21 protein-coding genes are annotated in these 22394 nt (G+C 71.3%); 16 read left to right on the plus strand and 5 right to left on the minus strand.

All coding sequences use genetic code 11. From position 1 onward, the window contains the following. Positions 1-5 precede the first annotated feature (5 nt). The 7 genes from ndk to KSED_RS04505 all read left to right on the plus strand — a co-directional run bounded on the left by ndk (position 6) and on the right by KSED_RS04505 (position 8773). Complete coding sequence (gene ndk, locus KSED_RS04475) at positions 6-464, plus strand: nucleoside-diphosphate kinase (protein ID WP_012802380.1); 459 nt, start codon at positions 6-8, stop codon at positions 462-464. 102 nt (positions 465-566) lie between these two features. Beyond that, the gene (locus KSED_RS04480) at positions 567-1598 is read left to right on the plus strand and encodes a rod shape-determining protein (RefSeq protein ID WP_012802381.1); all 1032 of its coding nucleotides are present in this window, start codon (positions 567-569) and stop codon (positions 1596-1598) included. Beyond that, the gene (gene mreC, locus KSED_RS13475; protein WP_012802382.1) at positions 1598-2875 is read left to right on the plus strand and encodes a rod shape-determining protein MreC; all 1278 of its coding nucleotides are present in this window, start codon (positions 1598-1600) and stop codon (positions 2873-2875) included. The genes KSED_RS04480 and mreC overlap by 1 nt, the downstream gene beginning before the upstream one ends. Further along, positions 2875-3363 carry a rod shape-determining protein MreD gene (gene mreD / locus KSED_RS13480; protein WP_012802383.1) on the plus strand — a complete coding sequence of 163 codons (489 nt, stop codon included), beginning with the start codon at positions 2875-2877 and terminating at the stop codon, positions 3361-3363. The genes mreC and mreD overlap by 1 nt, the downstream gene beginning before the upstream one ends. Next, positions 3360-5642 carry a peptidoglycan D,D-transpeptidase FtsI family protein gene (locus KSED_RS04495; RefSeq protein ID WP_012802384.1) on the plus strand — a complete coding sequence of 761 codons (2283 nt, stop codon included), beginning with the start codon at positions 3360-3362 and terminating at the stop codon, positions 5640-5642. Before mreD ends, KSED_RS04495 begins: the two co-directional genes overlap by 4 nt. Before the next feature lie 54 nt (positions 5643-5696). Continuing rightward, positions 5697-6008, plus strand: a complete 312-nt coding sequence (rpsO, locus tag KSED_RS04500) for a 30S ribosomal protein S15 (RefSeq protein WP_049758339.1) — start codon at positions 5697-5699, stop codon at positions 6006-6008. 236 nt (positions 6009-6244) lie between these two features. Continuing rightward, positions 6245-8773 (plus strand): polyribonucleotide nucleotidyltransferase, encoded by a 2529-nt coding sequence (locus KSED_RS04505; RefSeq protein ID WP_012802386.1) that lies wholly within the window; start codon positions 6245-6247, stop codon positions 8771-8773. 127 nt (positions 8774-8900) lie between these two features. Here the strand turns inward: KSED_RS04505 and KSED_RS04510 are convergent, their stop codons facing one another. Further along, positions 8901-9227 carry a hypothetical protein gene (locus KSED_RS04510; RefSeq protein WP_012802387.1) on the minus strand — a complete coding sequence of 109 codons (327 nt, stop codon included), beginning with the start codon at positions 9225-9227 and terminating at the stop codon, positions 8901-8903. A gap of 133 nt (positions 9228-9360) precedes the next feature. On the opposite strand from KSED_RS04510, the gene KSED_RS04515 reads away from it, so the two are divergent. After that, on the plus strand, positions 9361-10608 hold the full coding sequence (locus KSED_RS04515) for an IS256 family transposase (protein ID WP_012802133.1): 1248 nt from the start codon (positions 9361-9363) through the stop codon (positions 10606-10608). Here KSED_RS04515 and KSED_RS13485 read toward each other — a convergent pair. Then, the gene (locus KSED_RS13485) at positions 10598-11539 is read right to left on the minus strand and encodes a heparan-alpha-glucosaminide N-acetyltransferase domain-containing protein (protein WP_012802388.1); all 942 of its coding nucleotides are present in this window, start codon (positions 11537-11539) and stop codon (positions 10598-10600) included. The two genes, KSED_RS04515 and KSED_RS13485, sit on opposite strands and share 11 nt — an antisense overlap. 67 nt (positions 11540-11606) lie before the next feature. Between KSED_RS13485 and paaA the strand changes: the two genes are divergently transcribed. The 6 genes from paaA to KSED_RS04550 all read left to right on the plus strand — a co-directional run bounded on the left by paaA (position 11607) and on the right by KSED_RS04550 (position 17074). Continuing rightward, entirely contained in the window at positions 11607-12665 is a 1059-nt protein-coding gene (paaA, locus tag KSED_RS04525; protein ID WP_012802389.1) for a 1,2-phenylacetyl-CoA epoxidase subunit PaaA, read from the plus strand. Further along, complete coding sequence (paaB, locus tag KSED_RS04530; RefSeq protein ID WP_012802390.1) at positions 12662-12949, plus strand: 1,2-phenylacetyl-CoA epoxidase subunit PaaB; 288 nt, start codon at positions 12662-12664, stop codon at positions 12947-12949. Before paaA ends, paaB begins: the two co-directional genes overlap by 4 nt. Next, positions 12946-13887 carry a 1,2-phenylacetyl-CoA epoxidase subunit PaaC gene (gene paaC / locus KSED_RS04535; protein WP_012802391.1) on the plus strand — a complete coding sequence of 314 codons (942 nt, stop codon included), beginning with the start codon at positions 12946-12948 and terminating at the stop codon, positions 13885-13887. Before paaB ends, paaC begins: the two co-directional genes overlap by 4 nt. Further along, positions 13884-14408 carry a 1,2-phenylacetyl-CoA epoxidase subunit PaaD gene (gene paaD / locus KSED_RS04540; RefSeq protein WP_012802392.1) on the plus strand — a complete coding sequence of 175 codons (525 nt, stop codon included), beginning with the start codon at positions 13884-13886 and terminating at the stop codon, positions 14406-14408. The genes paaC and paaD overlap by 4 nt, the downstream gene beginning before the upstream one ends. Before the next feature lie 66 nt (positions 14409-14474). Continuing rightward, entirely contained in the window at positions 14475-15590 is a 1116-nt protein-coding gene (gene paaE / locus KSED_RS04545) for a 1,2-phenylacetyl-CoA epoxidase subunit PaaE (protein ID WP_012802393.1), read from the plus strand. Beyond that, positions 15590-17074, plus strand: coding sequence for a DHA2 family efflux MFS transporter permease subunit (locus KSED_RS04550; protein WP_012802394.1), 1485 nt, complete (start codon positions 15590-15592; stop codon positions 17072-17074). Before paaE ends, KSED_RS04550 begins: the two co-directional genes overlap by 1 nt. Positions 17075-17137: 63 nt before the next feature. Here the strand turns inward: KSED_RS04550 and KSED_RS13490 are convergent, their stop codons facing one another. Both KSED_RS13490 and KSED_RS04565 read right to left on the minus strand, forming a co-directional pair. Beyond that, positions 17138-18151, minus strand: a complete 1014-nt coding sequence (locus KSED_RS13490) for a dihydrofolate reductase (protein WP_012802395.1) — start codon at positions 18149-18151, stop codon at positions 17138-17140. Positions 18152-18163: 12 nt separating this feature from the next. Continuing rightward, positions 18164-18589 carry a VOC family protein gene (locus KSED_RS04565; RefSeq protein WP_012802396.1) on the minus strand — a complete coding sequence of 142 codons (426 nt, stop codon included), beginning with the start codon at positions 18587-18589 and terminating at the stop codon, positions 18164-18166. 82 nt (positions 18590-18671) lie between these two features. Here KSED_RS04565 and KSED_RS04570 point away from each other — a divergent pair, with 82 nt between their 5' ends. Then, complete coding sequence (locus KSED_RS04570) at positions 18672-19436, plus strand: class I SAM-dependent methyltransferase (protein WP_041290861.1); 765 nt, start codon at positions 18672-18674, stop codon at positions 19434-19436. A gap of 31 nt (positions 19437-19467) precedes the next feature. On the opposite strand, the gene KSED_RS04575 is transcribed toward KSED_RS04570, so the two are convergent. Beyond that, positions 19468-20262: a thymidylate synthase gene (locus tag KSED_RS04575; protein WP_012802398.1), complete on the minus strand. Its 795-nt coding sequence runs from the start codon at positions 20260-20262 to the stop codon at positions 19468-19470. A 298-nt stretch (positions 20263-20560) separates the two neighbouring features. Between KSED_RS04575 and KSED_RS04580 the strand changes: the two genes are divergently transcribed. Then, positions 20561-22243, plus strand: a complete 1683-nt coding sequence (locus KSED_RS04580; RefSeq protein ID WP_012802399.1) for a ribonuclease J — start codon at positions 20561-20563, stop codon at positions 22241-22243. Positions 22244-22394 lie beyond the last annotated feature (151 nt).

Here is a 22394-nt window from a genome sequence, read left to right on the forward strand (position 1 = left end):
TCCCCGTGACCACCAACGCAGCCCACGAGACCGAGACGACGCAGCCCGAACGATCCCTGGTGCTGGTGAAGCCCGACGGCTACCGCCGCGGGCTCTCCGGCGAGGTGCTCGCCCGCATCGAGGCGAAGGGCTACCGCCTGGCCGCCCTGCAGGTGGTCGAGGCCACCCGCGAGCAGCTCGCGGCCCACTACGAGGAGCACGAGGGCAAGCCCTTCTACGAGCCGCTGATGGAGTTCATGGCCTCCGGCCCGGTGGTGGCCGCCGTCATCGAGGGCCACGGGTGCATCCCCGGTTTCCGGACCCTTGCCGGCGCCACCAACCCGACGGACGCCGCCCCCGGTTCCATCCGGGGTGACCTGGGCCGTGACTGGGGCCTGAAGGTCCAGCAGAACATCGTCCACGGGTCGGACTCGCCGGAGTCCGCGGCCCGCGAGATCTCCATCTGGTTCCCCGACGGCGTCTGACCGCACGAGGGATCCCGCACAGGGGGTCGGTGGCCCGCGGGCTGCCGGCCCCCTGCGTGGTCCTCCGGCCCCCGCCCATCCCCGGGACATACGATGCCCCTCATGACTTCACGATGGCAGCGCCTGCGCGGCGGTGACCTGGCGATCGACCTGGGCACCTCCCGCACCCTGATCTGGCGCAAGGGTCGCGGTGTCGCGCTGGACGAGCCGTCGTTGCTCGCCGTGGAGGGCGGCACGGGGAAGGTCCTGGCCGCTGGGGAGCGGGCCCGCGGGCTGATCGGACGCACCCCGGCGCACGTCCACATCATGCGTCCGGTGCGCGACGGGGTGATCGTCGACGCGGACGTGGCCGAGTCGATGCTGCGGACCTTCATCGACCAGGTGCACTCGAGCTGGCTGAACCGCCCCCGCGTGGTCGTGGCGGCCCCCTCACAGATCACGGCGGTCGAGCGGCGCGCGCTGGAGGAGACGGTGCTGCGCTCCGGCGCCCGCGAGGTGTTCATCGTCGAGGAGGCGATGGTCGCCGCCATCGGGGCCGGCCTGCCGGTCAACGACGAGCGCGCCTCCATGGTCCTCGACCTCGGTGGGGGCACCGCCGACGGCGCGATCACGGCCCTCGGCGGCATCGTCCGCTCCGGGTCCGCGCGCGTGGGCGGTGACGACCTGGGCGAGTCCGTGCGCGACTGGCTGCGCACCGAGCACGACCTGCTGTTGGGGGAGCGGACCGCGGGGGACCTGGTGGCCAGCATCGGGTCGGCGGTGCCACTGGCCGAGGAGCTCACGGCCCGGGTGCACGGGCGCAACCTGCGCACGGGCCTGCCGGAGACGGTGGAGATCACCAGTGCGGCCGCGCGCGAGGCGATGGCCGAGCCGCTGGCCGCGATCTCCGCCTTCGCCCGCAACCTCGTGGACCAGTGCCCGCCGGACCTGACCGGGGACATCGTGGCGCGCGGGATCGTGCTGACCGGCGGCGTGGCGCAGCTGCGCGGCATCGACCGCCTCCTCGCGCGCAACCTCTCGCTGCCCGTGGTGGTCGCCAAGGACCCGCAGCGCGCCGTGATCCGCGGCGCCGGACGGTGCATCGACGACCTGCACCGGCTGCGCCGCATCGTGGTCGGGGAGCAGCGGTACTGATGGCCGACCGCATCCGACCCCACGGAGGCAGCCAGCCCGTGCGAGGACGCCGCCGCGGGGACTCCCAGCGGCGCGTGCCCGTCGGTGTGGTGCGCCGGGAGGGGCTCACCGGCCGCCGGCTGGGCATGCAGCAGCGCGACCGCTCCGCCGAGCGCAAGGCGTGGTTGGGGCCCCTGCTGGCCGTGGCCGTGACCGTCGGCGCGGTGGGTGTGGACACGGTCGCCCCGGTGGTGCTGAACCCGGTCCGGGACGCCGCCGAGGTGGCGTTCGCCCCGTTGCAGCGCGCGATGGTGGTCCCGCCCACCGAGGAGCTGCAGGCGGTGGAGACCGAGCGCGACCAGCTGGCCGACGCCCTGCACGCCCAGCGCGAGAAGCAGTCCCTGGACTCGGCCGCGGCCGGGCTGTTCGACTCCGAGGTCACCGACGGGCGCGAGCTGGTCCCGGCCCGGGTGATCGGTTTCACCGCGGCCACCGCCACCTCGCCCGACCGTCGCATCACCATCGACGTGGGCCGCCGCGACGGCGTGGAGACGGACCTGACGGTGGTCTCCGCCGACGGCCTGGTGGGCCGGGTCATCTCGGTGACGGACTGGACGAGCGAGGTGATGGTGCTCGGGGACCCGCAGCTGTCCACCGGGGTGCGGGCCGAGTCCGGCGCGATGGGGGTGCTCTCCTCGAGCGCGCCGCCCGGTACCCCGCAGCGCACCGGCACCGACCTCACGCTGCGGGCCTTCGAGGCCGGCACCTTCTCCGAGGGCGACGTGCTGACCACCCTGGGCGGGCCCTCGAGCCCGTTCGTCGACGGGGTCCCGGTGGGGGAGATCACCGCGGTCGACGCCGACCAGGGCCAGCTGCAGGAGACGGCGGTCGTCGAGCCGGCAGTCCAGGTCTCCACCCTCGAGGTCGTGGGTGTGCTGAGTGTCGCCGAGCGCGAGGAGTCGCGGCAGACCGTGACCATCCCGTCGGGTGGGTCCGGCGGGACGGACGCCTCCTCGGACGACTCCTCCGGTGACGACCAAGACTCCTCGGGTGACCCCACCGACGAGGAGTCAGGCGGGGACCAGGGGTCCGGGCAGGAGTCCGGCCCCCTGGACGGCAACCCGGACGACGACGAGTCCGTGCTGGTGACGCCCGACTCCACCGAGTCGGTCGCCTCCGACGCCCCCACCGATGCCGCGGAGCCCGATGCCGGGGGCGCGTCGGACGACCCCGCGGCACCCCCGGCGCCCACCGACTCGCTGGTCCCTGATCCCACCGTCACCGAGGGGGGCAACTGATGCGCTTGATGATGGGACTGATCCGCGTGGTGGCCATGGTGCTGCTCGCGGTGATCACGACCGGTCTGCTGCCCCGCGTCTCCTTCCCTGCGCCGGACCTGTTGTTGCTGGTGGTGCTGGCCGTGGCCCTGCTCCGGGGCGCCCGCTCCGGGCTGGTCTGGGGCCTGGTGGCCGGCTGGCTGGTGGACCTGGTGCCGCCGGGGGCCGGCATCGTCGGCGCGACGGCCCTCACCTACGGCGTGGTGGGTTGGGCCGCCGGCTCGTTCGCGGCCACCGTCCGCCGCTCGTGGCTGCTCACGTCCGTGACCGTCGCCGTGGCCGCGCTCGCGGTGCAGGGGGTGCGCTGGGTGATGGCCCTGGCCATGCAGAACCCGACCGGTGACACCTTCGACCCGTGGGCCTGGCTGCTCACGGCCCTGCTGGGTGTGGTGGTCGTCCCCACCCTCATGCACCTGGAGAACGCAGCCCTGACGAGGAACGCGACGTGAAACAGATCCTGACGACCGCCCGCCGGCGCACCGTGCTGCTGGCCGTCCTCGTCCTGGTTGCCGTCCTGGTGCTGGGCGGGCGGCTGGCGCAGATGCAGGTGCTCGAGCACGACCGCTACGCGAGTGCCTCGCAGACCACGAACACTCGCGAGATCGTGCACCCCGCCACGCGAGGCCGCATCCTCGCCTCCGACGGCACGCCCTTCGTGCGGAACATCGCGCACTCCACGGTGACCATCGACCCGCAGGTCATGCGCGAGCAGGACGACAAGGGCCGCAGCATCGTCGATGCGGTGGCGCGCGAGGTGGGTGCCGACCCGGAGACGCTGTGGGGCCGGACTCGCACCTGTGGCAGCAAGGACGCCCCGCGCCCGCCGCGCTGCAACAGCGGGGGTGCCTACCAGCCCATCACCCTGGCCGAGGAGGTCGACCCCGCGGAGCTCCTGCCCCTGCTGGAGCGCCCGGAGGACTACCCGGGGGTGAGCGTGGACGCCACCGCCGAGCGCGGCTGGCCGAAGCCGAACGACGCCCTGGCCTCACAGACGCTGGGCTATCTCACGCGCGTCAGCGCCCAGGACATGGAGGGTCGCGACGACCTGCAGCCCACCGGCATGATCGGCCGCGACGGGCTGGAGGCCTTCTACGACAAGGAGCTCCGCGGGACCACCGGCGTCACCAAGGTCGCGGTCTCCCCGGCCGGCAAGTTTCTGGAGGAGATCGAGCACACCGACGCCGTGGCCGGGCTGGACATCAAGACGCACCTGAACCCGGCGGTGCAGAAGGTGGCCGAGGACGCCCTCGCACAGGTCAGCCAGATCGCCGCGACGAAGAACGAGGCCACCGACCCCGAGGACAAGGGGCGGGCCAAGACCGGTGCCGCGCTGGTGATGGACGTCGAGACCGGCGCGCTGGTGGCGGCCGCGAGCCTGCCGGGCTACAACCCCGAGATCTGGGCCGGTGGTGTGAACCCCGAGCAGCTGGAGACCCTGGTCGACAAGGACGAGGGCGTCCCGCTGACGAACAAGCTCATCTCGTCGGTGTACCCGCCGGCTTCCACCTTCAAGGCGATCTCGCTGCCGGTGGCCTTCTCGCAGGGGCTGGACCCCGACGAGGAGTACAGCTGCCCGGCGCGGGTGAAGGTCGGTGACCGCTACTTCCGCAACTTCGAGTCCAAGGCCCACGGCGACCTGACGCTGCAGGAGATCATGGAGGTTTCCTGCGACACCGCCTTCTACCGCTGGTCCTTCCGCACCTGGCGCGCGCTGGGTGGCATCAACGCCAAGGACGTCACCGATCCCTACGTCGAGCTGGCCAAGGGCTTCGGGCTGGGCTCGCGCACCGGCGTGGACCTGCCGCACGAGTCGGCGGGCCGCATCCCCGACCGCGAGTGGAAGCTCGCCTACTGGGAGTCCCTCAAGGAGGGCTACTGCAAGCGCGCCGAGACCGGGTACACCGAGGAGGAGGAGCCCGACGCCCAGCGCCGCGCGGAGCTCGAGGAGGGCGCGCAGGAGTTCTGCCTGCGTGGCTACCAATACCGCGGTGGTGACGCGGTCAACTTCTCCATCGGCCAGGGTGACGTCTCGACGACCCCGCTGCAGATGGCGGTGGTGTACGCCGCGATCGCCAACGGGGGCAACGTCATCGAGCCGCGGGTGGCGAACGAGGCCCTGGACGTCTCCGGTGAGGTGCAGAAAAAGTTCCCCACCACCGTGCGCCAGCGCGTCGGGTTCGACGAGCAGTCTCTGCGCATCCTGCGCGAGGGCCTCGAGGGCGTGGTGACCCGCGGCACCGCGTCGTGGGCCTTCAAGGACTGGGACCACGAGCGCTACCCGCTGGCCGGCAAGACCGGGACGGCCGAGGTCTCCGGTGACCAGTCGACCTCCTGGTTCGTCAGCTACGACGCCGGCAAGGACTCCAAGTACGTCACGCTGGTGGTCCTGGGCGACTCCGGCACCGGCAGCGAGTACGCCGCCCCGGTGGCGCGCTCGCTGTGGAACACGATGGAGAGCGAGGGGCTGCTGGAGCCGAAGGCGGCCGACGAGCCCCTCTCCTCCCAGGACACCGCGGCCGACCTGAAGGCCGCTGCCGAGCGCGCCGAGAAGGCAGGCGCCGAGACGGTGACCGTCGAGGACGTCACCGAGGAGTCCCTGGTCGGCCCGGTGGACACCGAGTTCCAGCAGGCGGACGGGCCCTCCGACGACCCGAGCGACCCGAGTGCCTCGGACGACTCGGACGAGGCCCGTGACCCGTCCGATGACGCCAGTGCCTCGGGCGACTGATACGGTGCTCTCTTGCCGTTCGATCGGCCGCGGACGCCGAATGCCCCGGAGGACATGCCCGGGAGCGCCGCGCAACGACCTGAGGAGTCACGCTTGACCACGCTGGATGCTGCCAAGAAGAAGTCCATCATCGAGGAGTACGCCACCACCGAGGGTGACACCGGGTCGCCCGAGGTGCAGGTTGCCCTGTTGACGCAGCGCATCAAGGACCTCACCGAGCACTCCCGTCAGCACAAGCACGACCACCACACCCGTCGTGGTCTGCTACTCCTGGTGGGCCGTCGCAAGCGCCTCCTGCGCTACCTGGAGGCCACCGACATCGAGCGCTACCGTTCGCTGATCAAGCGACTTGGCCTGCGCCGCTGAGAGACTTCCCTGCCGAGAGCGGCCCCGGAACCCGGGGCCGCTCTCGGCGCATGGGGACCCACGTCGACCCGGCCCGTTCGACGTGACCACCCACGGGGGTGCATGCTCACTGCATCGGACCGATGTCCGGTGGGTGGGCACCACCGCAGGTGGGGCCACCCGGCCACAGCAGTTCGGGCCACCAGACGCACGGCACAACGACGATGCCCGTGCGCTCACAACAGAAGGGAGGACCCGTGGAGGGTCCTGAGATCACCACCGCCGAAGCCGTCATCGACAATGGCGCCTACGGCACCCGCACCATCCGGTTCGAGACCGGACGCCTGGCACAGCAGGCCGCTGGCTCTGTCGCCGCCTACCTCGTCGAGGACGACATCGACGACGCCACCATGGTCCTGTCGACCACCACCGCCGGCAAGGAGCCGAAGGACCACTTCGACTTCTTCCCGCTGACCGTGGACGTCGAGGAGCGCATGTACGCCGCGGGCCGCATCCCCGGCTCGTTCTTCCGGCGCGAGGGCCGTCCCGGCACCGACGCCATCCTGACCTGCCGCCTGATCGACCGGCCGCTGCGCCCCACTTTCACCAAGGGCCTGCGCAACGAGGTCCAGGTCGTGGTGACCGTGCTCGCGCACCACCCCGACCACCAGTACGACGTGCTGGCCATCAACGCCGCCAGCGCCTCCACCCAGATCTCCGGTCTGCCGTTCTCCGGCCCCATCGGTGGCGTGCGCATCTCGCTCATCGACGGCCAGTGGGTGGCCTTCCCGAACTTCTCGGACATCGCCCGCTCGACCTTCGACATGGTCGTGGCCGGTCGCCTGACCGATGACGGCGACGTCGCCATCATGATGGTCGAGGCCGAGTCCACCGAGTCCACCTGGGCCCTGGTGAACGACGAGGGCAAGACCGCCCCCACCGAGGAGGTCGTGTCCCAGGGGCTCGAGGCCTCCAAGGTCTTCATCCGCGCGCTGTGCGAGGCGCAGGCCTCGCTCCACGCCGCCGCAGGCAAGGAGGTGCAGGAGTTCCCGACCTTCCTGGACTTCCAGGACGACGCCTACCAGGCCGTCGAGTCCGCTGCCGAGAAGAACACCGCCGAGGCGCTGACCATCGCCGGCAAGCAGGAGCGCGAGGGGCGCCTGGACGAGATCAAGGACTCCCTCAAGGCCGATCTGGCGGGTGCGGACGAGGAGTCCGGCAAGCCCTTCGCCGGGCGTGCCAAGGAGGTCTCCGCGGCCTTCAAGGCGCTGCAGAAGAAGCTCATCCGCGAGCGCATCCTGCGTGACGGCGTCCGCATCGACGGCCGTGGTCCGAAGGACATCCGCGCGCTCTCCGCCGAGGTGCAGGCGCTGCCGCGCGTGCACGGCTCGGCCATCTTCGAGCGCGGCGAGACCCAGATCATGGGTGTCACCACGCTGAACATGCTGCGCATGGAGCAGCAGCTGGACGGCCTGAACCCGGTCACCCGCAAGCGCTACATGCACAACTACAACTTCCCGCCCTACTCCACCGGTGAGACCGGTCGCGTCGGTTCGCCGAAGCGTCGCGAGATCGGCCACGGTGCGCTCGCCGAGCGCGCCATCCTGCCGGTCCTGCCGAGCCGCGAGGAGTTCCCCTACGCGATCCGCCAGGTCTCCGAGGCGCTGGGCTCCAACGGCTCGACCTCGATGGGGTCGGTCTGCGCCTCCACGTTGTCGCTGCTGAACGCCGGTGTGCCGCTGAAGGCACCCGTTGCCGGCATCGCCATGGGCCTGGTCTCCGCGCAGGTCGACGGTGGCACCCGCTACCAGGCGCTGACGGACATCCTCGGGGCCGAGGACGCCTTCGGTGACATGGACTTCAAGGTGGCCGGCACGAAGGACTTCGTGACCGCCATCCAGCTGGACACCAAGCTCGACGGCATCCCCGCCGAGGAGCTGTCCAAGGCGCTGACCCAGGCTCGTGAGGCCCGCCTCCACATCCTGGACGTCATGTCCCAGGCGATCGACGCCCCGGACGAGATGAGCCCCAACGCCCCGCGCGTCATTGCGGTGAAGGTGCCGGTCGACAAGATCGGCGAGGTCATCGGCCCGAAGGGCAAGATGATCAACCAGATCCAGGAGGACACCGGCGCCGACATCTCGATCGAGGACGACGGCACCGTGTACATCGGCGCGACCGACGGCCCCTCGGCCGAGGCGGCCCGTTCGGCGGTGAACGCGATCGCCAACCCGCAGATGCCGGAGATCGGCGAGCGCTTCCTGGGCACCGTGGTGAAGACCACGACGTTCGGTGCGTTCATCTCGCTGCTGCCGGGCAAGGACGGTCTGCTGCACATCTCCGAGATCCGCAAGCTCGTCGGCGGCAAGCGCATCGACGCCGTCGAGGACGTGCTCAACGTGGGCGACAAGGTCCAGGTGGAGCTCAAGGAGATCGACCAGCGCGGCAAGCTGTCGCTGGGCGCGGTCGTGGCCGAGGACGGCGAGGCTGCTGCGCAGGCTCCGCAGTCCGGCAAGATCGGTGGCGGTTCCGCCGACCGCGGCGCCGCCGACGCGACCTCCGTGGAGGACGACGCCGAGCGGCCGGCCCCGGTGACCGTGGAGAACTCCATCACCGACGACGACGCGCTGGAGGCCCAGGAGGCCACCCAGTCGGCGGTCGACGGTGAGGGCTCCGACTCCTCCGACGACTCCGAGGACGAGGGCGGCGAGCGTCGTCGTCCGCGCCGCCGTCGGGGCGCCCGTGGTGGGCGTGCCCGTGGCGGGTCCGAGGGTTCCGAGGACTGACCGGCAGGGCCCGTGAGGGCCCGCTGACCCACGAGGCCCCCCGCACACCACGATGGCGTGCGGGGGGCCTCTTCGTGTGCCCGCCCCGGCGCTCACGTCGTGCGGGGGGCCTCTTCGTGCGGGCTCGTCAGTGCTTCGTGGCGAGCTCGGTGATGCCCTTGCAGGTGCGGGAGACGAAGGCCTCCAGCGGGCCCCGTCGGCCGAGCCACCACAGGGGGAGGGCCACGACGAACATGGCCGCCAGGTGCACCAGGAAGACCTCGACGCCGTAGTCACCGGAGGCGTTGTAGTAGGTCCGCACCACGATGTGGATGGTGTACGCGGTCAGGCTGATCATGCCGATGGAGCCCACCACTCCCCACAGCGTGCTGGCACGTGGCCACCAGGCCACCACCAGCAGGCCCAGGCCGATGACCGTCACCGAGGTGCCCAGGGTGTGGAACAGGTCGAGCATGGTGGAGCCGTGCGAGTTGAGTCCCGCATAGTGGTGTAGCGCGGTGGCCCCGTGATCGTCCCGGACATGGACGCGGTCACCGTGTGATCCTTCGAGTCAACCTTCCACAGAATCCTCGAACGGAGTCATCACGATGACCGCACCCCACATTGTGGACCCTGCCGGCCTGCTGGGCGAAGCCCTGGCCGAGGCGTCCCCGGACTTGATGCGCCACCTGCTGCAGGAAGTGATCAACGCCCTGCTGTCGGCAGACGCCGACGCGGTGGTCGGCGCCGAGTACGGCCGCCCCAGCCAGACCCGCACCGCCCAACGCAACGGGTACCGCCACCGGGACCTGGACACCCGGGTCGGCACGATCGACGTGGCCGTCCCGAAGCTCCGCACCGGGACCTACTTCCCCCAGTGGCTCCTGGAGCGCCGCAAGCGGGCCGAGTCGGCCCTGATCACCGTCGTGGCCGACTGCTACCTCGCCGGAGTGAGCACTCGACGGATGGACAAACTGGTCAAGACACTGGGGATCGACAGCCTGTCGAAGTCGCAGGTCTCCCGAATGGCCGCCGAGCTCGACGAGCACGTCGAGGAGTTCCGCCACCGCCCCCTGGACACCGCCGGCCCCTGGACCTTCATATCGGCTGACGCGCTGACGATGAAGGTCCGTGAAGGCGGCAGAGTCATCAACACCGTCGCTCTGATCGCCACCGGTGTGAACAACGACGGTCGCCGGGAGGTCCTGGGCCTTCGCGTGGCCACCGGGGAGACCCACTCGGCGTGGAACGAGTTCTTCGCCGATCTCGTCGCCCGCGGCCTGACCGGTGTCCAGCTGGTCACCTCTGATGCCCACGTCGGTCTGGTCGAGGCGCTGCGGGCGAACCTGCCCGGCGCTACCTGGCAGCGATGCCGCACCCACTACGCCGCCAACCTCATGGCCACCTGCCCCAAGAGCATGTGGCCGGCGGTCAAGGCCATGCTGCATAGCGTGTACGACCAGCCCGACGCCCCCGCAGTCGAGGCCCAGTTCGACCGACTGCTGGACTACGTCGCCGAGAAGCTCCCGGACGTGCACGACCACCTGGACGCTGCCCGGGCAGACATCCTGGCCTTCACCGCCTTCCCCAAGGACGTGTGGTCCCAGATCTGGTCGAACAACCCCGCCGAACGGCTCAACCGGGAGATCCGCCGCCGCACCGACAGCGTGGGGATCTTTCCCAACCGGGCCGCCGTTGTCCGCCTCGTCGGAGCCGTCCTGGCCGAACAAACCGACGAATGGGCCGAGGGCCGCCGCTACATGGGCCTGGACCTCCTGGCCCGCTGCCGCCTGCACCTCGTCACCACCCCCGAGGAGACCACCACGACCACCACCCTGCCCGCCCTCACCGCCTAAACCACCAACCCCACGACCCGAAGGATGCCGCTACACCACTCCACGGGACTTGACCGCCGTGCGGGTACATGGTGAACTGCCACACCCAGTCCGCCGGGGCCTGCCCGTGCAGACCGTGGCGGGCCTGCAGGTCGAGCGCGTGGAAGTCGGCCACCGGGTCGCCGTGCCAGGTGTCCAGCATCCGCTGGCGCACGCTCGGCTGGGCGGTGACGACCCGGCTGAGCAGCCACGCGGCGGTGCCCACGGCGATGCCCCCCAGGGTCAGGGCCCGGGCGGTGGCGGCGCGGGTCAGGTCCAGCCGGCCGATGAACATGCCGGCCAGGAAGTACCCGAACCAGAAGACGATGGGGTAGTACCCGGTCAGCACGAGGTTCTCGGTCGTGGCCATCCAACCCCCGTGGTCGGGCAGGCTGTGGATGCTGCTGCTGGGATCGTCCACCCACTCCCGGAGGGGGGCGCCGGCCCACGGCGCCAGCAGGGACCACCCCACGGCCCAGGCCAGGAGGGTGCGGGCGCGCAGGTGCACGAAGGGGACGGCGAGCAGGAACATGGCGCCGTACGCCGGCAGGATCACGGCGATGCCGGACTCCATGGTGCCCAGGGCGAGCCCCAGCAGGTAGATGAGCACCGCGCGCACTGTGAGGCTGATGCGGGCTGCGCGCAGGGGTTCCCCGGTCAGGGGGGTGCTGCGGCCGCTGACCAGGGCGATGGACAGGCCGGCCAGGACGGCGAACAGGGCCGAGGACCTGCCGGTCACCACCCAGCCGAGGTCCCCCCAGGGGTCGTCGACGTAGCGGACGTTCAGGTGGGCCCCCACCATGCCGACGATCGCGACCGTCCGGGCGAGGTCGATGCCGCGCAACCGGGAGGGTCGGGTGTCCGGCGACGGGGACCGGGCATCGTCGACCCGGGCTGCTGCTGTGGCGGACATGGAGGTGAGTCTCTCAGGTTCGACGAGGGTGTTTGCTCGGTCACATCCGGTGGCGGATACTGGAGGCATGTACGGCAACGACTTCGCAGTCCCTGACGAGCCCCTGAACGCCGCAGAGACGCCCGACTACGAGGCGGCTCTGGCGGAACACGCTGCCGGGGAGATGGATCGCTCCGCGGAGTCCCGCGCCTCGTTCGACGCGCTCATCGCCGCCGACCAGCGCATCGAGCCGCGGGACGACATGCCCCAGGAGTACCGCGACACGCTGATCCGGCAGATCGCGCAGCACGCGCACAGCGAGATCATCGGCATGCAGCCGGAGGGCAACTGGATCACCCGCGCCCCGAGCCTGCGCCGCAAGGCGATCCTCATGGCCAAGGTGCAGGACGAGGCCGGCCACGGTCTCTACCTCTACTCGGCCGCCGAGACCTTGGGCATGGACCGTTCGGAGATGCTCGACCGCCTGCACAGCGGCAAGCAGAAGTACTCCTCGATCTTCAACTACCCGACCCTGACCTGGGCCGATGCGGGGGCCATCGGCTGGCTGGTGGACGGCGCGGCGATCATGAACCAGGTGCCGCTGTGCCGCTGCTCCTACGGCCCCTACGGCCGGGCGATGATCCGCGTGTGCAAGGAGGAGTCCTTCCACCAGCGGCAGGGCTTCGAGATCCTGTGGGCGCTGATGCAGGGGACCGCCGAGCAGCAGGAGATGGCCCAGGACGCGGTGAACCGCACCTGGTGGCCGGCGCTGATGATGTTCGGCCCGCCCGACACCGGGGAGGCCGCGACCCAGGGTGGTCACACCGAGCAGTCCATGGCGTGGGGCATCAAGCGCTTCAGCAACGACGACCTGCGCCAGAAGTTCATCGACATGACCGTCCCGCAGGCCCAGAAGCTGGGCCTGACCCTGCCGGATCCGGACCTGCGCTGGAACGCCGAGCGCGGCCACTGGGACTTCGGCCCGATCGACTGGGACGAGTTCTGGCAGGTCGTCAAGGGCAACGGGCCCCTGAACGCCCAGCGCATCGCCCACCGGGTGCGTGCGCACGAGGAGGGGGCGTGGGTGCGCGAGGCCGCCACCGCACACGCCGCCAAGCAGGCAGCGACCCAGGAGCGTGCAGCATGAGTGAGTCCACCTGGCCCCTGTGGGAGGTCTTCGTCCGGCCCAAGCGCGGCCTGAACCACACGCACGTGGGCTCGCTCCACGCGCCCGACGCGGAGATGGCGCTGCGCAACGGCCGCGACGTCTACACCCGTCGCGGCGAGGGGGTCTCGGTGTGGGTGGTCCGCGCCGAGGACATCACGGCGAACAGCCCCGACGAGCGGGACAGCTTCTTCGACCCGGCGGCTGACAAGGTCTACCGCCACCCGACCTTCTACGACGTGCCCGAGGACGTGGAGTACCTGTGAGCGCCGAGTCGCACCTGTCCACCGCCACGCCCGGCACCGCGCCGGCGCAGCCGCAGCGCTTCGAGGTGCAGGAGGGCGCCCCGGTGCCCACCACGCCGGAGACCGTGGGCCGCGCCCCGGCGCCGTGGGACGCCGGCGGCGACCCCGCATCGATGGGGGACGACCAGCTCTCCGCCCGCTACCTGCTGGGGCTGGCCGACGACGCCCTGGTCTACGCCCAGCGGCTGGGGGAGTGGATCAGCCGGGCCCCGCAGATCGAGGAGGACATGGCGCTGGGCAACGTGGCACTGGACCTCGTCGGCCAGGCCCGCGCGCTGTACACGCGGGTGGGGGAGCTCGATGCGGAGCTGCTGCCCGGAGTGCAGAAACTCGCCGAGGACGATCTGGCCTACTTCCGCGAGGAGCGGCACTTCCGGAACGTCTGGTTGGTGGAGCAGCCCCGCGGGGACTTCGCCCACGAGATGGCCCGCATGCTGTGGTTCGCCGCCCACCAGGTGGATCTGTACGCGGCGCTGGTGCGCCTCGACGGCGCCGACGAGGTGGGGGTGGCCGTCGCCCGCAAGGCCCTCAAGGAGGTGGACTACCACCGTGACCACGCGGCGCAGTGGGTGATCCGACTGGGCGACGGGACCGAGGAGTCCACCCGGCGCATGGCGGCGGCCCTGGCCACCGTGGAGCCCTTCCAGGCCGAGCTGTTCGCCGACGACCCGGTCGCCACCGAGGCAGCACGACGGGGTCTCGGCGTGCTGCCGAGCTCCCTGGCCGAGCGGGCCGAGGACTTCGTGACCGGGGTCCTGCGGCGCGCCCGGCTGGAGCGTCCCGAGGCCGGGCGCTGGCACGCCGGCGGGGGCCGCACCGGCACCCACTCCGAGCAGCTGGGCTACCTGCTGGCCGAGATGCAGTCCGTGGCCCGGGCGCACCCCGGCGCCTCGTGGTGACGGGCGCCGACAGCTCGCGCCTGCCCGCCCAGGACGTGGTGCGGGCCGTGGAGGCCATCCCGGACCCGGAGATCCCCGTCATCACGCTGGCCGACCTGGGCGTGCTGCGCGAGGTCGCGCCCGACGAGGCCGCCGGCACGGTGTCGGTGACGATGACCCCCACCTACTCCGGCTGCCCCGCCATGGAGGTGATGGAGGGCCAGGTGGCCCGCGCCATCGCCCTGCGCGGCTGGGAGCCGGTGGTGCGCCGGCAGCTGGACCCGCCGTGGACGACCGACTGGATGACCGAGGCCGGCAAGCAGAAGCTGACGCGCTTCGGCATCGCCCCGCCCGGCCCGGCGGACGCGCCCCGCCACGGGGACGGGCCGGTGGGCCTGCACCTGCAGGTGCGCCAGGTGGCCTGCCCGCACTGCGGGTCGGCCGCCACCGAGGAGCTGGCCCGGTTCGGCTCCACCGCCTGCAAGGCCCTGCGCCGGTGCCTGGACTGCCGCGAGCCGTTCGACGAGTTCAAGCCCCTGTGAGCACCGGGCGCGGCACCCGCCGCCGCGCACACCCCATCGAGAACCCCTGAGAGCACCTGGAGAGAGATGAGCCCCCTGAGCACCCCGAGTCGGCGTCGCGCGACCTTCCACCCGCTGCGGGTGGTCGACGTGGAGCGGTTGACCGAGGCTGCGGCGGCGATCACCTTCGAGGTGCCCACCGAGCTCGTCGAGGAGTTCACCTTCGAGCCCGGCCAGCACCTCACGCTCCGCGCCGACATCGACGGCGTGGACGTGCGGCGCTCGTACTCCATCTGCCTGCCGCGCTCCCGGGCGCTGCGCGACCGCCACGTGCGGGTTGCCGTCTCCAAGGTGCCGAACGGCGTGATGAGCACCTGGCTGGTGGAGAACACCCAGCCGGGTGACGAGCTGCAGGTGATGACGCCGATGGGGTCGTTCGTGAACCCGGTGGTGCCCGATGCGGCGCGCCATCACGTGGCGATCGCGGCGGGCTCGGGCATCACCCCCGTCATGTCGCTGCTGGGCACGTTGCTGGAGGAAGAACCGGGGTCGCGGGCGACCCTGGTGTTCGGCAACCGGCGCACGGACTCGATCATGTTCCTCGAGGAGCTGGCCGACTACAAGAACCAGTACCCGGGGCGCTTCCAGCTCATCAACGTGCTCTCGCGGGAGCCGCAGGACGTGGAGCTCTTCCACGGGCGGATCGACCGCGAGCGGCTCGAGCGGATCTTCGCCACCCTCGTGGACGTCGACGACGTGGACCACTGGTACCTCTGCGGTCCGTTCGGCATGGTGGAGACCACCCGGGAGCTGCTCGCCGAGCGGGGCGTGGACGAGCACGTGGTGCACCACGAGGTCTTCCACGTGGACGACGCGCCGCCGCAGTCCGCGCCGGAGCCGGTGGACACCGGCGCCGAGCCCGAGGCCGTGGTGACCGTGACCCTGGACGGCCGCCGCAGCGAGGTGGACATGCCCAGCAAGGACGCCGAGACCATCCTCGACGCGACCCTGCGGGAGCGCCCCGATGCGCCCTTCTCCTGCACCGGTGGGGTGTGCGGCACCTGCCGCGCCAAGGTGCTCGGCGGCGAGGTGCGCATGGACCGCAACTACGCGCTGGAGCCCGATGAGGTGGAGGCCGGCTTCGTGCTGGCCTGCCAGAGCCACCCGGTGACCGACACCGCGGAGATCGACTTCGACGTCTGATGACGCCGCCGCCGGTCCGCCCGTGGCCCGCCCTGTGGGCGCTGTGCCTGGGCTTCTTCATGGTGCTGGTGGACTCCACCATCGTCTCCATCGCCACCCCGGCGCTGATGCGGGAGTTCGACGCGAGCGTCAGCCACGTGGTCTGGGTGACCAGCGCCTACCTGCTGGCCTACGCGGTGCCGCTGCTGGTGACCGGGCGGCTGGGGGACCGGCTCGGCCCGAAGCGGCTGTACCTCGCGGGGCTCGGGGTGTTCACCGCGGCGTCGGCCTGGTGCGGGCTCGCCGACAGCATCGAGGCCCTGATCGCGGCCCGCGTCCTGCAGGGCCTGGGGGCCGCGATGCTGAGCCCGCAGACGATGGCAGTGATCACCCGCCTGTTCCCGGGCAACCAGCGCGGCCGGGCGATGGCGGCCTGGGGCGCCACCGCAGGTGCGGCGACCCTGGTGGGGCCGCTGATGGGCGGGGTGCTGCTCGACTCGGCCGGCTGGGAGTGGATCTTCTTCGTGAACGTGCCGGTGGGCATCCTCGCGATGGTGCTCGCAGCACGCCTGGTGCCGGCCCTGGGGACGCGGGCGCACTCGATGGACTGGTGGGGCGTGGCGCTCAGCGCGGTGGGCATGTTCCTGCTGGTGTTCGGTATCCAGGAGGGCCAGACCTACCGGTGGGGCACCATCACCGGGTGGGTGTCGGTGCCGCTGCTCATCGCGGTCGGGCTGGTCGTCCTGACGGTCTTCGTGGTGTGGCAGGCGTGCAACACCCGCGAGCCGCTGGTGCCGCTGCGGCTGTTCACCCACCGCAACTTCAGCCTGGCGAACGTCGCGATCACCACGGTGGGATTCGCCACCATCGCGACGGCCTTCCCGTTCATCCTCTACCTGCAGTCGGTCCGGGGCATGACCCCCACCGAGGCCGCCCTGGTGATGGCGCCCTCGTCGGTGATGACCCTGCTGCTGGCGCGCTGGGCGGGGGGACTGGTGGACCGGGTGCACCCGCGCACGTTGGCCTCCATCGGCATGGTGGGCCTGGCGCTGACCTACCTGTTCGTCGCGCTCACGGTGCGGCCGGGCACGCCGCTGCCGGTGCTGCTCGTGCCGTGGTTCATGCTCGGCATCACCAGCTCGTTCGTGTGGTCGCCCCTGTCGGTCTCGGCGACGCGCACGCTGCCCCCGCACGCCATCGGGGCGGGGTCGGGGGTGTACAACACCACGCGACAGGTGGGCTCGGTGCTGGGCGCGGCGGCGATCGCGGCCCTCATCGAGGCACGGATGGTGGCGCACCTGGGCGGGGCTCCCGGGGCCGGTGCCCCCGCGGGGGAGGCGATGGCGCACACCGCCGTCCGGGTGTCGCCGGCGGTGGCCGAGCAGATGAGCGCGGCCCTGCGGGAGTCGCTGTACGTGCCCGCCGCGGTGCTGGTGGTGGGTGCCGTGGCCGCCCTGCTGCTGGTGGGGCACGCGGATGACCCCGACACCTTCGAGGCCGGCTGAGGCGGGCTGAGAGGGTCTCGCTGGGCTGGCCGGACGGGGGCGTGCAGCTCCGCGAACCCCACCTCAGCCTCGCCGGTACTCGACGATGGCGTAGCCCTCGCCCGGCGTGCGGGAGGACTCGTGCCAGACGGTCGGGTCGACGGGCCACGTGATGGGGAAGAAGGTGTCCGCGTCCTGCGGTGACTGGTCGACCTCCGTGAGCACCAGCCGGTCGGCCACGGGCAGCGCGTCGGCGAAGACCCCCGCGCCACCGACGACGAAGACCTCGCCGTCCCCGGCCATGAGCAGGGCCTCGGCCCACGAGCGGGCGACGAGCACCTCATCGAAGCGGGCGCCCGATGCGGGGTCGCCCTCCACGGCCGGCCCGCCGGGCAGCCACGTGGGGTCGGAAGTCATCACCACGTGGCGGCGGCCGGGGAGGGGCCGGGGGAAGGACTCGAAGGTGCGGCGACCCATCACCATCGTCCCGCCCATGGTGGTGTCCTTGAAGTGCTTGAGGTCCCCGGGCAGGTGCCACGGCAGGTCACCGTCGCGCCCGATGGCCCCGTTGCGCGCCACGGCCACCACCAGGGTGAGGCTCTGCGAGAAGCCCCGGGTCATCACCGCGGGCACGGGTTCGCCTGTGCGCTCCGCCTCGGCGAGGGCGGCCAGCACCTGGGCCTCGTGGGGGACGGTGCGCTCGGGGAGGTCGTCCAGCGCCCACCAGCGCAGTCCGGCGCACTTGTCGGACTCTCGCACGGCCGGTTCCCCGGCCCACCGGCGAGCCATCACGAAGGTGTCGTAGCGCTCCTCCAGCGGGGAGGTCAGGGCGATGTGGCGGTGCAGCGTGGTGACCGGGTGCAGGTCCACCGGGTCGATGGTGACGCCCAGCTCCTCGGTGGCCTCCCGGGCCGCGGCGTGCAGCACCGACTCACCGAGCTCCACGTGCCCGGCGGCGCCGCAGGCCCACCACCGGTCCATGTACCCGGTGCCGCGGCGTTCCTGCAGCAGGACCTCGGTTCGCCCGGGGCGGGCGGGGTCGTCGCGCAGCAGCGCGACGTAGGCAGAGGGGACGACCTGGAAGCGCGGGGAGGGCATGGGCGGAGTCTGTCAGGTGGTGGTCACCGCTGAGGGGTCAGCCGCCGTGGAGTAGCCGATGAGCCAGTGGAGGCCGAAACGGTCCACGACCTGACCGTCCCAGTCGCCCCACGGTCGTTCCTGGAGTGCGTCGACCACGGTGCCGCCCTCAGCGAGGGCGGTGAACCAGGTGTGGCTCTCCTCCGGCGTGCCCACCCCCAGGAGTGTCTGCATCAGCCCCTGGGTGCGCAGTGGTTCGTCGCCGTCGGTGGTGTCGGCCGCGAAGAGGGACACCGGCCCGGTCAGCTGACCGTGGCCGATGGCGTCCAACGGCTCGTCCGTGCGGTTCATCTCGCGACGGGTGACCAGGACGAGGTCGCCACCGAACAGGTCGTGGTAGGCCCTCAGTGCCTCGTCGGCCGTTCCCGGTAGCAGGAGGTAGGGCGTGGGTGCAGTCATGTGAACAGCGTACACATGCCACCCTCGGGCGGGGCAGAAAAATCGGTGGTGGCCGGTTGCGCCAGCGGGTAGCGTCGTGGTCATGAGCGACGACCTGCACGACGGGTGGTTCGGCGAGAGCATCGCTGCCGGGTACGACGATCCCACCGACCCTTGCAACGACCCGCACACCATCGCGCGGACCGTTGACCTGCTGGCGGAGCTGGCCGATGGGGGGCCTGCGCTGGAGCTGGCCGTGGGCACCGGGCGCATCGCCGCGCCCCTGGCCGAGCGTGGGGTGGTCGTACACGGCATCGAGCTGAGCCGGGCGATGGCCGGCCGCCTCGCCGACAAGCCCGGTGGGGAGCGGGTGGCAGTGACGATCGGGGACATGACCACCACCCGGGTGCCGGGGGAGTTCACTGTGGCCTACCTGGTCTTCAACACCCTCAACAACCTCACGACCCAGGACGACCAGGTGCGGGCGTTCACGAACGCTGCGGCCCACCTGCGGCCCGGTGGCCGGTTCGTGGTCGAGGTCGGCATCCCGCCGCTGCGCCGGATGCCACCGGGGCAGGACACCGTGCCGTTCACGGTGGCGCCGGACGGTGAGGGCGGTGGGTACGTGGGCTTCGACCAGCTGGACGTGGTGACCCAGGAGTTCCGCTCGCACCACGTCCGGGTCGGCGAGGTCAACCGGTTCCGCTCCGTCCCCTTCCGCTACGTGTGGCCCGCGGAGACCGACCTCATGGCCCGGCTCGCCGGGATGGCGCTCGAGCACCGCTGGGGCGGGTGGGACCGGGCCCCGTTCACCGCCGAGAGCACCTCCCACGTGTCCGTGTGGCGGAGGGTCGACACCGACGTCTGAGGCGGGCTGACCCCATCGGGCAGGGGGACGTTCAGACCGCGATGGGGGCGCTGATCGCCGGGTGCGGGTCGTACCCGTGGAAGGTCACGTCATCGAGGTCGAAGGCGTCCAGCTCGCGCACGGCGGGGTTGAGCTCCAGGCGGGGCAGTGGCCGGGGCTCACGGGCGAGCTGCTCGCGGGCCTGCTCCAGGTGGTTGGAGTACAGGTGCAGGTCGCCCACGGTGTGCACGAACTCGCCGACCTCCAGGTCGGTCACGTGCGCGACCATGTGCGTCAGCAGGGCGTAGGACGCGATGTTGAAGGGCACGCCGAGGAACAGGTCGGCGCTGCGCTGGTAGAGCTGGCAGCTCAGGCGCCCGCCGGAGACGTGGAACTGGAAGAGCGCGTGGCAGGGAGGCAGGGCCATGTCGTCGACCTCCGCCGGGTTCCAGGCCGAGACGATGTGCCGGCGCGATGCGGGGTGGGCGCGGAGGGACTCGACGACCTTCGCGATCTGGTCGACCGTGCCCCCGTCGGGCCGGGGCCAGGAGCGCCACTGGGCGCCGTAGACCGGGCCGAGGTCGCCGTTCTCGTCGGCCCACTCGTCCCAGATGTGGATCTTGCGCTCCTGCAGCCAGCGGACGTTGGTGTCGCCCCGGAGGAACCACAGCAGCTCGCCCACGACCCCGCGGCGGTAGACCTTCTTCGTGGTGACCAGGGGGAAGCCCGCGGCCAGGTCGTAGCGGGTCTGCCGGCCGAAGACCGACAGGGTGCCCGTGCCGGTGCGGTCCTCGGTGGGGGTGCCGTTCTCGAGGACGTCGGTGAGCCAGTCCAGGTACTGCCGCATGGGTCCAAAACTACTCAGGGTGCCACGGTGCCGACGCGGCGGGGTCGTGTGGGACGGGTGCACCAGCATCGGAGCGGCCCCCGAGAGGCACGTGAAGAGCGGCCCACGAGCGGCACCTGAACACCGGCGTGACGGGGGCGGCGCGTGCGGCAGCAGGGCCATGGCGAGTACCGTGGGGGTGACGGCACCCCGCATCGGGTGTGCCCCCTGGATTTCCACGCCCGCGTCCACGGCACCGATGACCGACGGCGGGCACTGATCACCGGGCCCCGCCCGGCCAATCGAACGAAGGAACCACGTGACTCCACGCACCACCCTGCCCGAGCCCCCGAAGCTGCCGAAGAACGGCGTCCGCGTCGTCGCCCTCGGTGGTCTCGGTGAGGTCGGGCGCAACATGACCGTCATCGAGTACGGCGGCAAGCTGCTGATCGTCGACTGCGGCGTCCTCTTCCCGGACGACACCCAGCCCGGCGTCGACCTGATCCTGCCGGACTTCGAGTACCTCGACGGCCGCTGGGACGACATCGTGGCCGTCGTGCTGACGCACGGCCACGAGGACCACATCGGCGCCGTGCCCTACCTGCTGCGCAACCGCCAGGACATTCCCATCGTGGGCTCCAAGCTGACGCTCGCGCTGGTGGAGGCGAAGCTCAAGGAGCACAAGATCACGCCCCGCACCCTGACGGTGCGCGAGGACGACATCGAGAACTTCGGCAAGTTCGAGTGCGAGTTCGTGGCCGTGAACCACTCGATCCCGGACGCGCTCGCCGTGTTCATCCACACCCCCGGCGGCACGCTGCTGATCACCGGTGACTTCAAGATGGACCAGCTGCCGCTGGACGGCCGCATCACCGACCTGCGCGCCTTCGCCCGGCTGGGGGAGGAAGGTGTGGACCTGTTCCTCACCGACTCCACCAACGCCGACGTGCCCGGGTTCACCACGCCTGAGCGCAACATCGCCCCGGCGATCGAGCGGGTGTTCGCCACCAGCGAGAAGCGCATCATCGCGGCCTGCTTCAGCTCCCACATCCACCGCGTGCAGCAGATTCTCGATGCGGCCGGCAAGACCGGGCGCAAGGTCGCCTTCGTCGGGCGCTCGATGATCCGGAACATGGGCATCGCCTCGGAGATGGGCTACCTCCACGTGCCGGACAACGTGCTGGTGGACGTGCGCAAGCTGGCGAAGCTGCCTCCGAACCAGGTGGTGCTGATCTGCACCGGTTCGCAGGGTGAGCCGATGGCCGCGCTGAGCCGCATGGCCAACCAGGACCACCAGATCGAGGTCGGTGAGGGTGACACGGTGCTGCTGGCCAGCTCGTTGATCCCCGGCAACGAGAAGTCCGTGTACAAGGTGATGAACGGGCTCATGAAGCTCGGCGCCAACGTGGTGCACAAGGGCAATGCGATGGTGCACGTCTCCGGCCACGCCAGCGCCGGTGAGCTGCTCTACGCCTACAACATCGTGAAGCCGAAGAACGTGCTGCCGGTGCACGGCGAGTGGCGCCACATGCTGGCCAACGCCGAGCTGGCCCGCCAGACCGGTGTGCCGGACGAGAACGTGGTGGTGGCCGAGGACGGCGTGGTCGTCGACCTGGTGGACGGCAAGGCCCGCATCGTGGGCCAGGTGCCTGCTGCGCACGTGTACGTCGACGGTGGCAACGTGGGCACCTCCGACGAGGACCTGCTGAAGGACCGCCGCATCCTGCGCGACGAGGGCTTCGTCTCCATCGTCGTGGTGCGCGACCCCGAGACCGGCAAGATCATCTCCGGCCCGGACATCCACGCCCGCGGTGTGTCCGAGGGCGAGAAGATCCTGCAGCGCGCCGTGCCCAAGGTGGAGCAGGCCCTGGAGGAGGCCCGCCTGAAGGGCACCACCGACGTGCACCAGCTGCAGCAGGTCGTACGCCGCGCGATGGGTGGGTACATCGGCGGCAAGCTGAAGCGCCGACCGATGATCATCCCGGTGGTCATCAACGCCTGACCGGCCCCGCCCGGCAGCCCCGACACCGCACCGGTGCCGAACTCGCGCAGTCGAGTTCGGCACCGGTGCGGTGTTCGTCGTGCCCCCCGCGTGAGACCTACGTGGCCGTGCTGTGGCGCGGTGGGGTGGTGCTGGCGCGGGAGTGGGTTGC

Source organism: Kytococcus sedentarius DSM 20547, from assembly GCF_000023925.1.
GTDB lineage: Bacteria > Actinomycetota > Actinomycetes > Actinomycetales > Dermatophilaceae > Kytococcus > Kytococcus sedentarius.